This is a genomic window from Micromonospora sp. NPDC049836 (assembly GCF_044465125.1).
Classification (GTDB): domain Bacteria; phylum Actinomycetota; class Actinomycetes; order Mycobacteriales; family Micromonosporaceae; genus Micromonospora.
The window spans coordinates 92,802-107,923 of record NZ_JBITLH010000009.1; the positions used below are offsets into that span (position 1 = coordinate 92,802).

A 15,122-nucleotide genomic window follows, 5' to 3' on the forward strand; every position below is an offset into this window, starting at 1 on the left:
CTCGCATACCCGCGCCATCCGGGATGTCACCTGACCGGCCGGCCGTGACCGGCGTTCATTCACGTCGTTCAACCCGGAGGGCCGATACCATCAGTGAACGGAACGGGACTCTGGGTGGTGAACATGGACACGGAGCTGCGCGCCCGGCGCGTCGTCCACCCCACGGAACGCGTCGTCACCGGCCGGCTGGTCCGGCTCATGGAGGGCTACGCCCGTGAGGTGCGGGTGGGACAGCCGGTGCTGGTCGCGGTGCTCACCGCGGCCGGCGTGGCGGGGCTGCTGATGCGGGTGGTACGAGCGCTGTTGAGCAGCGGCGGCGGGGCCGCCCGGCGCAGCTTCAAGGAGCTCAAGAAGGGGCCGGAGTTCCTGGTCACCCCGGTGCGGGTGCGCGACGTCGCGGACCGGCTGCTGGAGGTCGAGCTGCACGGCCACCTGCCGCAGAGCGCCCTGCACCCGGGCGACCACGTGCAGCTCACCCTGCGCCCGCAGCGGGACCCGGACCTGCCGCCCCGGATCGAGCGGATCGTCAACCTGACCACCGGTCAGCTGCTCACGCCGCGCACCGCCACCGTCTGGTCGCATCTCGGCCCGCCGCTGCTGCTCCAGGCGGCGCTCGGCGCGCTGGTCGTGCTGGCCGTCGCCGCCTGCTCCGTCGTCAGCTAGGTTTCGGCCGCGCCGGGCCGGGGCACCGTCGCGGCCATGTTCCCCGGCTTCACCCTCGACGAGATCGACGTCGGCCCGGTCCGCCTGCGGGTCCGCTACGGCGGCTCCGGGCCGGCGGTGGTGCTCCTGCACGGCCACCCGCGCACCCACGCCACCTGGCACCGGGTCGCCCCCCTGCTCGCCGACGGGCACACCGTGATCTGCCCGGACCTGCGCGGCTACGGCGGCTCCTCGAAACCGCCGAGCGACCCCGGGCACACCGTCTACTCGAAGCGGGCGATGGCCGCCGACGTGGTGGCGCTGCTCGACGCGCTCGGCCACCGGCGCGCCGCGGTCGTCGGCCACGACCGGGGCTCGTACGTGGCGATGCGGGCGGCCCTGGACCACCCGGACCGGGTGAGCCGGCTCGGGGTGCTCGACGGGGTGCCGATCGGCGAGGCCCTGTCCCGCTGCGACGCCCGGTTCGCCGCGCGCTGGTGGCACTGGTTCTTCCTCGGGCAGCTCGCCAAGCCGGCCGAGCGGGTGATCAACGCCGACCCGGACGCGTGGTACGGCGGCTCGCCCGAGGCGATGGGCGCGGAGGCGTACGCCGACTACCGGCGGGCCATCCACGACCCGGCCACCGTCCACGCGATGTGCGAGGACTACCGGGCCGGGCTCGGCCCCGACCGGGCCGCGGACGACGCCGACCGGGCCGCCGGCCGGCGGATCGGCTGTCCGGTGCTCTTCGCCTGGTCGGAGCGGGACGACCTGGTCGACCTGTACGGCGACCCGGCCGCGATCTGGCGGGACTGGGCGGACGACGTACGGGTGGCCTCGATCGACTCCGGGCACCACCTGGCCGAGGAGGCGCCCACCGAACTGGCCGCCCTGCTCCGCGACTTCCTGGCCGAGTGACCGGGGCGGTCAGCCGACCAGGGTGCGGGGACGGTCGGCGCGCGCCGGGGTGCCGAGCAGGCCACGGCGACGCGCCCAGCGCTCGAAGAGCACCGTGGCGAACGGCGGCACGGCGCAGGCCAGCGCGATCGCGGTGTGCCACAGCGACCAGCGCCGCTGCCGGGCCACCACCAGCACGAGCAGCCCGTACGCCACGAAGAGCGCACCGTGGATCGGACCGAACACGTGCACGCCCCACTCGTTGCGCGGCGGCCCGTACTTGACCGCCATGCCGGCCAGCAGGGCGGCCCAGGAGCAGGCCTCGGCGATCGCCGCCGCCACGAACGGCCGGATCCACGTCTCGCGCATCAACCCACTCCCCCTCGGTCGACGGCCATGCTAGCCAGCCCGCGGCGGGAATCCGGGCGGTCGCCCGGCCGAACGCGACAGGCGTCACGTCGGCCGCCCCTGGGTAGGTAGAGGGTGTTTCAAGTCTTCCCCGCTGCCGCCGGCACGTGCGAGGTTAGGGGAACCAACGGTGACAGGGCGGTGACCATGGGCGAGGACGTCGGCGTACGGACCTTCAGCCGCGAGGACCGGGCCCGCTACCGCGACAAGGTGCGGCGCTGCCTGGACGTCTTCGCCGAGATGCTGCGCGAGTCGCGCTTCGACGTGGAACGGCCGATGACCGGCCTGGAGATCGAGTTGAACCTGGTCGACGACGAGGCGCAGCCGGCGATGCGCAACGCCGACGTGCTGGCGGCGGTGGCCGACCCGAGCTTCCAGACCGAGCTGGGCCAGTTCAACGTGGAGATCAATGTGGCGCCGCGCCGGCTGACCGGCACCGGCACGGCACAGTTCGAGGAGCACGTCCGGGCCAGCCTCAACGCCGCCGAGGAGAAGGCCCGGACGGTCGGCGCGCACATGGTGATGATCGGCATCCTGCCGACGCTGCGCCCGGAGCACCTGACCGCCGAGACGCTCTCGGCCAACCCCCGCTACGCACTGCTCAACGAGCAGATCTTCGCCGCCCGCGGCGAGGACCTGCGGATCGCGATCAGCGGCGTGGAACGGCTGGCGGTCACCGCCGACACGATCACCCCCGAGGCCGCCTGCACCAGCACCCAGTTCCACGTCCAGGTCAGCCCGGCGCAGTTCGCCGACCACTGGAACGCCGCCCAGGCGATCGCCGGCGTGCAGGTGGCGTTGGGCGCCAACTCGCCGCTGTTGTTCGGTCGGGAGCTGTGGCGGGAGACCCGGGTGCCCCTGTTCCAGCAGGCCACCGACACCCGCGCCGAGGAGATCAAGGCCCAGGGCGTACGCCCCCGGGTCTGGTTCGGCGAACGCTGGATCACCAGCGTCTTCGACCTGTTCGAGGAGAACGTCCGCTACTTCCCCGCGTTGCTGCCGGTCTGTGACCCGGAGGACCCGGCCGAGGCGCTGGCCGGCGGCGGCGTGCCCCGGCTGGCCGAGTTGCGGCTGCACAACGGCACCGTCTACCGGTGGAACCGCCCGGTCTACGACGTGTTCAACGGCCGTCCGCACCTGCGGGTGGAGAACCGGGTGCTGCCCGCCGGCCCGACCGTGCTGGACACCGTCGCCAACGGCGCCTTCTATTTCGGCCTGGTCCGCGCCCTCGCCGAGTCGGACCGGCCGCTGTGGTCGCAGATGTCGTTCAGCGCCGCCGAGGAGAACTTCACCATCTGCGCCCGGCACGGCATCGACGCGCAGGTGTACTGGCCCGGGCTGGGTTACCTGCCGGTGACCGAGTTGGTGCTGCGCCGGCTGCTGCCGCTGGCGCACCACGGGCTGGACCGGTGGGGTCTGGACCCGGACGAGCGGGACCGGCTGCTCGGCATCATCGAGCAGCGCTGCCTGACCGGCCGCAACGGCGCCACCTGGCAGGTGGAGACGCTGCACCGGTTGGAGTCCGCCGACCACCTGGACCGGCCGGCGGCGCTGCGCGAGGTGGTCCGCCACTACGTCGACCTGATGCACAGCAACCGCCCGGTCCACGAGTGGCCGATCCCGTGACCGCCCGGGCTCACAGCGGGGACGGGTCGTCGCGCAGCCGGCTGTAGAGCCAGCCGTCGCGCCAGGCGCCGGCCCGGAACTCGCAGGCCCGGATGACCCCTTCGAGCTGGAAGCCGGCCTTCTCCAGCGACCGCTGCTCGGCGACGTTCTCCGGGTGGGTGCCGGCCTGGATCCGCTGCGCCGGCGTGTGCGCGAACAGGTAGTCACAGAACAGCGCCTGGGCCCGCCACCCGATGCCCCGGCCACGCCACTCGGGCAGCAGGGCGATGCCGATCTCCCAGTACGGTGCGCGTCCGCCGTAGAGACCCGACCGGTAGCTCACGATCCCGGCGGCGGCCTCCTCGGGCTCGACCTGGACGACGAGCCGGCCGTCCCGCTCGCCCAGCCAGCCGTCCTCGGCGTACCGGCGGGCCGGCGCGCCCGGGTCCCGGAAGCCGTCCCAGTCCAGCCCGATCAGGCCCGGCTCGGTGCGGAACCGGCGGAGCATCGCCAGGTCCGGCTCGGCCACCGGGCGCAGCCGGACCGTGCTGCCGCCGGCCTGGTGCGCGATGCCGACGAGCCTCGGCTCCGCCTCGTCCATGTCCGGAACGCTAGCGGCCGGCGGGGCGTCTCGCTGTCCCCCGGCGTGCTCCGGGCCGGGCGCACCGCCGCGGCTCAACGTCTGCTGCACGTCCGTGCAACGCCCGGTGGCGACGCTTCTCGCATCCACCAGCAGTAAGGAGAAGCGTCATGCCACACCGTTTCCGTTCCACACCGCCGACCGGTCGCCGGGCCGTCGCGGTGGCCGGGGCACTCGTCCTGGCCACTGCGGGGCTGGCCGGCGCCACCGCCGCGCCGGCGGCCGCGGCGGTCGTGTTGGTCCCCGCCGACTGCGGCCCGTACTCCGGCGCGCCGGTGCCGGCCGGGTACTCCCCGCAGCACGTTCCCGCCGGCGGGCTCTACCTCAGCAACAACAACAACGGCCCGGAGTTCATCATCGGCAGGACCGGCTCCGACGTGATCGTCGGGAGCGTCCACGACGACATCATCTGCGGGCTCGACGGGAGCGACAACATCCAGGCCGACAGCGGTGACGACATCGTCTACGGCGGGGCGGTCGGCGACGACATCTGGGGTGACCTGGGCAACGACAACCTCCACGGCGACGGCGGCACCGACACCATCCACGGCGACCGGTTCATCGGGCCGAGCGCCCTGGACGGCGACGACCGGCTGGACGGCGAGCGGGACAACGACAGCCTCTACGGTGACGGAGGGGTGGACATCCTGGTCGGTGGCCTCGGCTCCGGCGACTTCGGTGACGGCGGCCCGGACGTCGACGACTGCCGGCCCACACTGGACCTGCCCACCGTCAACTGCCCCTGATCGACCCACCTCGGTGGTCCGCGGGTCCGAAGGCCGGGCCCGCGGACCGCCGCGTGTCGGATCCTCGTCAGGCCTGCTCCGGCCACCACCGACCGCGGCTAGCGTCGTAGGCCGTGGCGGTGGAGTTCCGGGTGCTCGGCGACCTCGACGTCCGGATCGACGGCCGGGCGGTCGGGATCGGTCACGCCCGTCAGCAGTGTGTCCTCGCCGCCCTGCTGGTCGAGCCCAACCGGGTGGTCGCGACCGAACAGCTCGTCGGCCGGGTCTGGGGCGACGAGGTGCCGGACGCGGCCGCCGTCACCCTGCGCGGCTACCTGTCCCGGCTCCGCCAGGCGCTGGCCGGCGCGAGCGAGGTCCGCATCGTCCGACGTCATCCCGGCTACCTGCTCGCCGTCGACCCGGACCGTGTCGACCTGCACCGCTTCCACGAACTGGTCGAGCAGGCCCGGCGCACCACCGACGACGCGACCGCGATCAGCTGCCTGGAGCGGGCGCTGGGGCTCTGGCGTGGCGAGGCGTTCGCCGGGCTGGCCACACCGTGGTTGGTCGCCTACCGGCAGACCCTGGACCGGCGGCGCCTCGCGGCCACGCTGGACCGCAACGACCTGGCCCTGCGCCATGGCCGGCACGCGCAGCTGCTCCCCGACGTCCTGGCGCTGAGCAGCCGGTACCCGTGGGACGAACGCCTCGCGGGGCAGGCGATGCTCGCGCTCTACCGGTGCGGACGGCAGGCCGACGCCCTCGCGCAGTTCCACCAGATGCGCCACCGGCTGGCCGCCGAGGTCGGCACCGATCCCAGCCCGCCCCTGGCCCTGCTGTACCAGCGGATCCTCACCGCCGATCCGGCGCTCGCCGCGCCGGACCTGCCCCCGGCGGGCGGCGCCGGACCGACCGCGGCTCCGGACCCGGCACCCGGCCGGCCCGGCGCGACCCCGGCGGTGCCCACCGTGCCCCGGCAGTTGCCGGCGTCGCCCGGGGTGTTCGCCGGCCGGGCCGCCCAGCTCGCGCGCCTCGACGACCAACTCGGCGGCGCGGGGCACCGGGACCGCGGATCGCCGGTCGTGATCTCGTCCATCGGTGGCGGCGGTGGGGTCGGCAAGACCTGGCTGGCCCTGCGGTGGGCGCACGCCAACGCCGAGCGTTTTCCCGACGGGCAGCTCTACGTCAACCTGCGCGGCTTCGACCCGACCGCCCTCCCGGTGGGCTGGCCGGCGGCCGTGCGCGGCTTCCTCGAAGCGCTCGGGGTCGAACCGGCGCGGGTGCCGGCCGAGCCGGAGGCGCAGGCGTCGCTGTACCGCACGCTGGTGGCCGGCCGCCGGATGCTCGTCGTCCTCGACGACGCCCGCGACGCCGGCACGGTGATCCCGCTGCTGCCCGGCACCCCCACGAGCGCGGTCCTGGTGACCAGCCGCCGGCAACTGGCCAGCCTCGTCACCACCCACGGCGCACGACCGCTGCCACTGGACGTGCTGCCCGACGGCGAGGCACACGAACTGCTCGTCCGGCAGGTGGGCGCCGCGCGGGTCGCGGGCGAGCCCGCCGCCGTCGCGGACATCCTGCGGTTCTGCGGTGGCCTGCCGCTGGCCCTCGGGATCGTGGCGGCCCGCGCCGCGCTCCGCCCCGACCTCGCCCTGTCGTCGATCGCGGCGGAGCTGGCCGCCGCGACCAACCCGCTGGACGTGCTCGACGGCGACGAGGTGACGACGAACCTGCGAGTGGTGCTGTCCAGCTCGGTGCGGGCGCTCACGCCGCCCGCCGCGGCGGTCTTCACGCTGCTCGGCCTGGCCCCGGGCCCGGACATCGGCCGGGCCGCCGCGGCCAGCCTGACCGCCCGTACGCCGGACGGGCTGCGCCCGCTGCTGCGCGAGCTCAGCGACGCCTACCTGGTCCAGGAGCACGTCCCGGGCCGGTACCGCATGCACGACCTGGTCCGGGTGTTCGCGGTGGAGCGGGCGGCCGGGGATCCGACCGGTTCAAGGTCGGCGCTGTGCCGGCTGGTCGACCACCACCTGCACACCGCGCACGCGGCCGCGCTGCTGCTGTCCCCGCAGCGCGATCCGCTGACCCTGCCGCCGGCCGCGCCCGGGGTGACCGTCGAGCGGCTCGACGACCTGGCGGCGGCGCTGGCCTGGTTCACCCGCGAACACCAGGTGCTCCTGGCGACCATCGGGTACGCCGGCGACGCCGGCCTGGACGCCGCGACCGGGCAGCTCTCGTGGACCCTGGCCACCTACTTCGACCGGCAGGGCCACTGGCACGACTGGGCCACGGTGGCCCGCCGGGCGGTCGAGTCGACCGGGCGGCTGGGTGACCGCCCGGCCCAGGCCCAGGCGCACCGGCTGCTCGCCGGGGCCTGCTCCAACCTGGGCCGGTACGAGGAGGCGCAGGGCAACCTGCTCGCGGCGCTGGACCTGTTCGCCGCGCTGGCCGACGACGAGGGGCGGGCGCACACCCACTTCGACCTGAGCATGCTCCAGGACCGGCAGCGGCGGCCCCGGGAGGCGCTGCCGCACGCGCGGCAGAGCCTCGCCCTCTACGAGCGGGTCGGGAGCCCGCTCAAGCAGGCGGTCGCGCTCAACGCGATCGGCTGGTACCACTCGCAGCTCGGCGAGCACCGCGAGGCGATCGCCTTCTGCCGCCGGGCGCTGGCCCTGTCCGAGCAGGTCGGCAGCGCGTACGGGCAGGCGAACACGTGGGACAGCATCGGCTACGCCCACCACCACCTGGGCGAGCACGAGCAGGCCGTCGACTGCTTCCAACAGGCGCTCGCCCTCTTCGCCGGGATGGGTGACCGGCACGCCGAGGGCATCGTGCTGGATCACCTCGGGGACACCTGGGCGGCGGCGGGCCGGTCGCTCGCCGCCCGGGACGCCTGGCGGCGCTCACTCGCGCTCTTCGAGGAACTCGGCCACGCCGATGCCGAGGCGGTCCGCCGGAAGCTGGCCGGGTGCCCGGACCGGTGAGGCCCGCGGCGCGCCCCGAACCGCGACGGACCGCCGCGCCGCGCCGGGCGCCGGCAGGTCCCCGTCACCCGAGGGCGCTCGCGGCCGAGCCGCCGACGACGGCGAAGGCGACCAGGATGAGGCCGGCCAGCGGCAGGGCCACCGCGGCGGCGAGCGCCCGCTGTCGGTGCGACCGGCCGACGAGCACGAGGAGCAGGACGCCGAGCGCGAGGTCGATGGCCACGTTCCAGCCCGCGCCCGGATAGCCGGGGTCGTTGACGCGGCCGGCGAACCGGGCGGCCTCCTCGACGAACACGGCGGCCGGCAGCGCGGCGCCGACCACCTGCCGCCAGCCGGCGCGGCGGCTCCAGGTCCCGCCGACGCCGAACACCACGCCCGCGACCACCCCGAAAGCCATCCAGAGCAGCGACGAGGGCGCCCAGAGCACGGCCAGGTCGTCACCCTGGACGAGGGTCGCCGCGAGGTAGTAGCTGGGTACCGCGACGACGAGCAGGACCGAGGCGGCCAGGGCGGCGCGCGGCGGGCCCGACCGCACCCAGCGGCCCAGGAAGAAGGCGGCGACGGCCCAGGTGGCCGTGGAGTTGCCCAGCTCGGCGAACGGGTAGGGCAGGAACTTGATCCACAGGAAGTCGAGAACGCCGAGCGCGACGCCGCCGGCCACCGAGATGCCCGCGACCGCCCGATGACCAGGATTCACGGCGTGCAGCATACCCAGTATGCAAACGGGGCCGCGAAGCGCCCGAACTACAGCGCCACGATCGCGGCGGACTCCGCCGGCAGCTCGATGCCGTCGCGCATCACGGTGACCCCCTCGGAGGTGGCCAGCAGCACGCTGCGCACCACCCCGGGCAGATTGATCCGCTGCGGCTTGCCGGCCAGGTTGGCCACCACCAGGCACTCGCCCCGGCGCATCAGCAGGAACTGATCGCCGTGCCGCACGTCCACGTGGCTCAGCCGCGGGTCGGACAGCTCGGGGCGGCTCTTGCGCAGGGCGATCAGCCGCCGGTGGAAGTCGTACATCTCCCGGTGCTCGGGCTTGTCCAGCTCGGCCCAGTCCAGCCGGGACCGGACGAAGGTCTGCGGGTCCTGCGGGTCGGGCACCTCCCCCGGCGGCCAGCCGTGCGCCGCGAACTCCCGCCGCCGCCCGGTCGCCACCGCCGTGGCCAGCTCCGGCTCGGGGTGGCTGGTGAAGAACTGCCACGGGGTGCTGGCCGCCCACTCCTCCCCCATGAACAGCATCGGGGTGAACGGCGCGGTCATCAGCAGGGTGGCGCCGACCCGCAGCAACCCCGCCGACAGGGTCGCCGAGCTGCGGTCCCCGGTGGCCCGGTTGCCGATCTGGTCGTGGTTCTGCAGGTACGCCACGAACCGGTGCCCCGGGGTGCGCTGCCGGTCCACCGGCCGGCCGTGGCTGCGGTTGCGGAAGCTGGACCAGGTGCCGGCGTGGAAGAAACCGCCGGTCAGCACGTCGGTGAGGCACTCCAGCGAGCCGAAGTCACCGTAGTAGCCCTGCCGTTCCCCGGTGAGCAGGCTGTGCAGCGCGTGGTGGGCGTCGTCGTTCCACTGGGCGTGCAGGCCGTACCCGCCGGCCTCGCGCGGGGTGATCAGCTTCGGGTCGTTGAGGTCGCTCTCGGCGATCAGCGACAGCGGCCGGCCCAGGTGGGTGGAGAGGCCCTCCACCTCGGCCGCCATCTCCTCGAGCAGGTGGGTGGCCCGGGAGTCGGGCAGGGCGTGCACGGCGTCGAGCCGCAGCCCGTCGACGTGGTAGTCGCGCAACCACATCAGCACGCTGTCGACGATGTAGCGGCGCACCCCGTCGGAGTGCGGCCCGTCCAGGTTGACCGTGCGGCCCCACGGGTTGCTCTGCTCGGCCAGGTACGGCGCGAAGCGCGGCGCGTAGGCCCCGGAGGGCCCGAAATGGTTGTAGACGACGTCGAGGATCACCCCCAGCCCCTTGGCGTGCGCCGCGTCGACGAAACGCTTGAGCCCGTCCGGCCCGCCGTACGGCTCGTGCGGCGCGTACCAGCAGACGCCGTCGTAGCCCCAGTTGTGCTCGCCGTTGAAGGCGTTGACCGGCAGCAGCTCGACCAGGTCGACGCCGAGGTCGACCAGGTGGTCGAGGCGGCCGATCGCCGCGTCGAAGGTGCCCTCCGGGGTGAACGTGCCGACGTGCAGCTCGTAGAGGACGCTGCCGGGCAGTTGCCGGCCGGTCCAGCCCTGGTCGGTCCAGTCGAACGCGGCGTGGTCGTAGCGGCGGCTCGGCCCGTGCACGCCCTGCGGCTGCCAGGCCGACCGGGGGTCCGGCAGCGCCTGCTCGTCGTCGTCGAGCAGGAACGCGTAGTCGGTGCCCGGCCCCGCGCCGGGCACCTCGACCCGCCACCAGCCGCCCGGCCCGGAGCGCATGTCGTGGTCGGCGGCGCCGGGCAGGCGCAGCCGGACCCGGGCGGCCTCGGGCGCCCACACCGTGAACTCGGTCATGCGGCAGCCTCCACGGAGTCGGTGGGAGCCAGCAGGGCGACGGGATAGGTGCTCAACAGATCATGAAGGAGCAGCTCAGACCCACTGTAGACCTGGCCGGTGAACAAGTCAGTGACCCGATGAACAGGAAGTGACAGTCTCGTGTCACGCCACCCGCCGGCCCGCGCCAACCCCAGCGGCAGCCGGGTGGCCACCGCGATCGCGCCGCCCCGGTCGAAGGCCACCGCGTGCCCGCCGGCCGGGCCGCGCGCCGGCACCGGTCGGTAGCCGGTGAACAGCTCCGGGCGGTCGCGGCGCAGCCGCAGGGTGCGGGAGACCACGAGCAGCTTGGCCGCGCCGTCGGCGGCCACCGCCGGCCGGTCACCGGCGTCGAGCCGGGCCAGCAGGTCCCGGCGTACGGCGAAGTCGACCGGGCGGCGGTTGTCCGGGTCGACCAGGGAGTTCTCCCACAGCTCGGTGCCCTGGTAGGTGTCCGGCACGCCGGGCATGGCGAGCTGCACCAGCTTCTGCCCGAGCGCGTTGGACCAGCCGGCCGGGGTGATCTCGGCGGCGAACGCGGTCAGCTGGGCGTGCAGCTCCGGGTCGTCGTACATCCGGTCGACCAGGGCGTGCAGCTCGTGCTCGAAGGCCGGGTCGGGGTCGGCCCAGCCGGTCGAGACCGACGCCTCCCGGGCGGCCTTCTCCGCGTATGCGTGCAGCCGCTCCCGCTCGACGGGCCAGGCGCCGACGGCGGTCTGCCAGAGCAGGTGGGCGAGGGCCGGGTCGGGCAGCGGCGCCCGGGACGTCCAGTCGGCCACCCGCTCGGCCCAGCGGCCGGGCAGCTCGGACAGCACCGCGAGGCGGGCCCGGACGTCCTCGCCGCGCTTGGTGTCGTGGGTGGACAGCGTGGTCATGCTCGCCGGCCAGCGGACCTGCCGGGCGGCGGCGAAGCGGTGGAACTCGGCCGGCGGCACGCCGAAGTGGGCCGGGCTGCCGCCCACCTCGTTGAGCGCGACGAACCGGCTCCACCGGTAGTACGCGGTGTCCTCCACGCCCTTGGCCATCACCGCGCCGGTGAACTGCGGGAACCGGGCGGCCAGCTCGTGACCGGGGTCGCGCAGCCGGGCGGTGACCGCGTCCAGGACGGCGCTCAGGTCGGGGCGGCGCCGGCCGGCCTCGGCGCGCGCGGCGGCGAGGTGCCGGGCCCCCTCCGGCGGGTAGCCGCGGTAGACACCGAAGGCGGCGGCCAGCTCGGCCAGGGCCGCCCGGACCTGCTCGCCGGCCAGCTCCGGGACGAGCGCGGCCAGCCGGTTCAGTTCGGCGGCGAGCAGCCGGGTGGCGGCGGCCAGCTTGGTGTCGTGGGTGAGGTCCTGCCAGGAGGTGTGCCGGCCGGTGAGCCGGCCGTCCAGCGCCGTGAAGTCCGCCTCGGCGGCCGGGTCGACGAAGAGCCCGCACACCGCGGCGAGGGCGTCGTAGCCGGTGGTGCCGTCGACCGGCCAGTCCGGCAGCTCCTCGCCGTACTCCAGGATCTTCTCCACCACCAGCCACGCGGCCGGCGCGGCGGCGCGCAGCCGGGCCAGGTAGCCGCCCGGGTCGCGCAGCCCGTCCGGGTGGTCGACCCGGATGCCGTCGACCTCGCCGGCGTCGACCCAGCGCAGGATCTCCGCGTGCGTGGCCCGGAACACCGCCGGGTCCTCCACCCGGAGCCCGGCCAGGTCGGAGACGGCGAAGAACCGGCGGTACGTCAGCTCCCGGTCGCCGCGCCGCCAGGCGACCAGCTCGTAGTGCTGCCGGTCGTGCACCTCGCGCGGTGTCCCGTCGCCGGTGCCGTCGGCGACCGGGAAGCGGTGCTCGTGGTAGCGCAGCTCCCCGTCGACCAGCTTCAGGTCGTCCAGGGCGTCGGGGGCGTCGGCGAGCACCGGCAGCAGCAGCCGGCCCCGGTCCCAGTCGATGTCGAACCAGTCCGCGTACGCCGAGGCGCGCCCCCGGCGCAGCACGTCCCACCAGGCCGGGTTGGCCGCCGGCCGGGCCACCCCGGCGTGGTTCGGCACGATGTCCACGACCAGGCCGAGCCCGGCCGCGCGCAGCGCCCGGACCAGCCGCTGCCGGCCGGCCTCGCCGCCGAGTTCCGGGTTGACCGACCGGTGGTCGACCACGTCGTAGCCGTGCGGGGAGCCGGGGGTGGCGGTGAGCAGGGGCGCGCTGTAGAGGTGGGTGACGCCGAGGTCGGCCAGGTAGCCGGCGAGGCCGGCGGTGGCGTCGAGGTCGAAGCCGGGGCGGACCTGGACCCGGTAGGTGCTGCGGGGGTGGGGGGTGTCGGGCATGGTCAGGCCGTCCTCTCCAGGACCAGCAGCGAGCGGTCGGGGACGCAGACGCTGCCGCCCGCCTCGACCGTGAGGGTCTTCTCCGGATCCGGTTCCGCCGTGCTGATCACCAGCTCCCACCGCTGCCCGAACTCGGGGCCGGGCAGGGTGAAGTCCAGCGGCGCGTCGTGGGCGTTGAACAGCAGCAGGAACGAGTCGTCGCGGTGGCGCTGGCCGTACTGGCCGCGTTCCGGGATGCCGTCGCCGTTGACGAAGAGGGCCACCGAGCGGCCGAAGTCGTTGCCCCAGTCCTCGCCGGTCATCTCCCGGCCGTCCGGGGTGTACCAGGCCAGGTCGGGCAGGTCGGTGCCGGCGGCGCGCCCGCCGACCGGCAGCCCGGTGAAGAACCGCCGGCGGTGGAACACCTGATGCCGCGCCCGGAACGCGGTGAGCCGGCGGACGAAGGCCAGCAGCTCCTCGTCGGCGTGCTCCCAGTCGACCCAGGCCAGCTCGCTGTCCTGGCAGTACGCGTTGTTGTTGCCGCGCTGGGTGCGGCCCAGCTCGTCGCCGTGCCCGAGCATCGGCACGCCCTGGCTCAGGATCAGGGTGGCCAGGAAGTTGCGCCGCTGCCGGGCGCGCAGGGCCCGTACGCCCGGGTCGTCGGTCTCCCCCTCGACGCCGCAGTTCCAGGACCGGTTGTGGCTCTCCCCGTCCCGGTTCTCCTCGCCGTTGGCCTCGTTGTGCTTGTCGTTGTAGGAGACCAGGTCGGTGAGGGTGAACCCGTCGTGGCAGGTGACGAAGTTGATGCTGTGGAACGGCCGCCGGCCGTCGTCCTGGTAGAGGTCGGCGGAGCCGGAGATGCGGGAGGCGAACTCGGCCAGGGTGGCCGGCTCGCCGCGCCAGAAGTCCCGCACGGTGTCCCGGTACTTGCCGTTCCACTCGGTCCACTGCGGCGGGAAGTTGCCCACCTGGTAGCCGCCCGGGCCGACGTCCCACGGCTCGGCGATCAGCTTGACCCGGCCGACCACCGGATCCTGCTGCACCACCTCGAAGAAGGTCGACAGGCGGTCCACCTCGTAGAACTCCCGGGCCAGGGTGGCCGCGAGGTCGAAGCGGAAGCCGTCCACGTGCATCTCGGTGACCCAGTAGCGCAGCGAATCCATGATCAGTTGCAGGGAGTGCGGGCTGCGCACGTTGAGGCTGTTGCCGGTGCCGGTGTAGTCGACGAAGTAGCGGCGATCGTTCTCCGAGAGCCGGTAGTAGCTCGGGGTGTCGATGCCCTTGAAGCTCAGCGACGGCCCGAGGTGGTTGCCCTCGGCGGTGTGGTTGTAGACCACGTCGAGGATCACCTCGATGCCGGCCGCGTGCAGCGCCTTGACCATGCCCCGGAACTCCTGCACCTGCTGGCCGAGCCGGCCCAGGGCCGAGTAGCCGTGGTGCGGGGCGAAGAAGCCGATGGTGTTGTAGCCCCAGTAGTTGCGCAGCCCCAGGTCGACCAGGCGGTGGTCGTGCACGAACTCGTGCACCGGCATCAACTCGACCGCGGTCACCCCGAGCCGCTTGAAGTAGTCGATCATCACGGGTGAGGCGATCGCCGCGTACGTGCCGCGCAGTTCCTCCGGGATGTCGGGGTGGCGCATGGTCAGCCCGCGCACGTGCGCCTCGTAGATCACCGAGTGGTGGTAGGGCGTGCGCGGCGGCCGGTCGTTGCCCCAGTCGAAGTACGGGTTCACCACCACCGACTTCGGCATGAACGGCGCCGAGTCGGTGTCGTTGCGCCGGTCCGGGTCGCCGCCCACCTCGTAGTCGTAGACGGCCGGACCCCAGCCGACCTCCCCGTCGACCGCCTTGGCGTACGGGTCGAGGAGCAGCTTGCGCGGGTTGCAGCGCAGCCCGTTGGCCGGGTCCCACGGGCCGTGCACCCGGTACCCGTAGCGCTGGCCCGGCTCGACGCCCGGCAGGTACGCGTGCCAGACGTAGGCGTCGACCTCGCGCAGCTCGACCCGGCGCTCGGCCCCGGTGTCCCACTCGTCGAAGAGGCAGAGCTCGATCTTCTCCGCCACCTCCGAGAAGATCGCGAAGTTGGTGCCCATCCCGTCGTAGGTGGCGCCCAGGGGGTAGCTCTCGCCCGGCCAGACCTGCATGTCGCTCCTTCGGCCATGATCGTGAACGCACCGGACGGGCGGGCCGGCCGATGCGCACGCCGCTATTGCCCCGCCGTACGCGCTGTCAATCCACCCGTTCGGACGGTAGCCCGAATCCACCCGTCCGGGCCCCGACCGGCCCGTCAGGTGTCTTCCGTCACCAACGCCCTTTTCGAGATGCGGCTCGATGCCGGATGCCGTTTCCTTGTTCGTGGACGTGCGCGCCCGCGCGGGTCCGCCCGGCCTCTCGGCCACCCTCACCGCACCTCCACGCCGCCACTGTCGCCGGCGTGCGCCAGCATGCACGGACGGAGATC

The 15,122-nt window shown here is 74.0% G+C and carries 11 protein-coding genes; 5 read left to right on the plus strand and 6 right to left on the minus strand.

Annotation, left to right across the window (positions count from 1 at the left end; all coding sequences use genetic code 11):
• The first annotated feature begins 114 nt into the window (after positions 1–114).
• A complete protein-coding gene (locus ACIBPB_RS23495; protein WP_357328861.1) occupies positions 115–663 on the plus strand; it encodes a hypothetical protein in 549 nt (182 codons plus the stop codon).
• A gap of 36 nt (positions 664–699) precedes the next feature.
• Positions 700–1,560 (plus strand): alpha/beta fold hydrolase, encoded by an 861-nt coding sequence (locus tag ACIBPB_RS23500; RefSeq protein ID WP_396841634.1) that lies wholly within the window; start codon positions 700–702, stop codon positions 1,558–1,560.
• 9 nt (positions 1,561–1,569) lie between these two features.
• Here the strand turns inward: ACIBPB_RS23500 and ACIBPB_RS23505 are convergent, their stop codons facing one another.
• Positions 1,570–1,908, minus strand: coding sequence for a DUF3817 domain-containing protein (locus ACIBPB_RS23505; RefSeq protein WP_396841635.1), 339 nt, complete (start codon positions 1,906–1,908; stop codon positions 1,570–1,572).
• A 186-nt stretch (positions 1,909–2,094) separates the two neighbouring features.
• Between ACIBPB_RS23505 and ACIBPB_RS23510 the strand changes: the two genes are divergently transcribed.
• Complete coding sequence (locus tag ACIBPB_RS23510) at positions 2,095–3,573, plus strand: glutamate--cysteine ligase (RefSeq protein WP_357328820.1); 1,479 nt, start codon at positions 2,095–2,097, stop codon at positions 3,571–3,573.
• A gap of 10 nt (positions 3,574–3,583) precedes the next feature.
• Here ACIBPB_RS23510 and ACIBPB_RS23515 read toward each other — a convergent pair whose 3' ends face one another.
• Positions 3,584–4,153: a GNAT family N-acetyltransferase gene (locus ACIBPB_RS23515; protein WP_396841636.1), complete on the minus strand. Its 570-nt coding sequence runs from the start codon at positions 4,151–4,153 to the stop codon at positions 3,584–3,586.
• 149 nt (positions 4,154–4,302) lie between these two features.
• Here ACIBPB_RS23515 and ACIBPB_RS23520 point away from each other — a divergent pair, with 149 nt between their 5' ends.
• Positions 4,303–4,938 carry a calcium-binding protein gene (locus tag ACIBPB_RS23520; RefSeq protein WP_357328813.1) on the plus strand — a complete coding sequence of 212 codons (636 nt, stop codon included), beginning with the start codon at positions 4,303–4,305 and terminating at the stop codon, positions 4,936–4,938.
• A gap of 113 nt (positions 4,939–5,051) precedes the next feature.
• The gene (locus ACIBPB_RS23525) at positions 5,052–7,901 is read left to right on the plus strand and encodes an AfsR/SARP family transcriptional regulator (RefSeq protein ID WP_396841637.1); all 2,850 of its coding nucleotides are present in this window, start codon (positions 5,052–5,054) and stop codon (positions 7,899–7,901) included.
• Positions 7,902–7,965: 64 nt separating this feature from the next.
• On the opposite strand, the gene ACIBPB_RS23530 is transcribed toward ACIBPB_RS23525, so the two are convergent.
• Genes ACIBPB_RS23530 through glgX form a run of 4 tightly spaced genes read right to left on the minus strand, consistent with a single transcriptional unit; the run spans position 7,966 to position 14,805 of the window.
• The gene (locus tag ACIBPB_RS23530; protein WP_396841638.1) at positions 7,966–8,598 is read right to left on the minus strand and encodes a DUF6518 family protein; all 633 of its coding nucleotides are present in this window, start codon (positions 8,596–8,598) and stop codon (positions 7,966–7,968) included.
• A 47-nt stretch (positions 8,599–8,645) separates the two neighbouring features.
• A complete protein-coding gene (treZ, locus tag ACIBPB_RS23535; RefSeq protein ID WP_396841639.1) occupies positions 8,646–10,379 on the minus strand; it encodes a malto-oligosyltrehalose trehalohydrolase in 1,734 nt (577 codons plus the stop codon).
• A complete protein-coding gene (treY, locus tag ACIBPB_RS23540) occupies positions 10,376–12,682 on the minus strand; it encodes a malto-oligosyltrehalose synthase (RefSeq protein ID WP_396841640.1) in 2,307 nt (768 codons plus the stop codon). The genes treZ and treY overlap by 4 nt, the downstream gene beginning before the upstream one ends.
• Before the next feature lie 2 nt (positions 12,683–12,684).
• On the minus strand, positions 12,685–14,805 hold the full coding sequence (gene glgX / locus ACIBPB_RS23545) for a glycogen debranching protein GlgX (protein ID WP_396841641.1): 2,121 nt from the start codon (positions 14,803–14,805) through the stop codon (positions 12,685–12,687).
• Between the last annotated feature and the right edge of the window lie 317 nt (positions 14,806–15,122).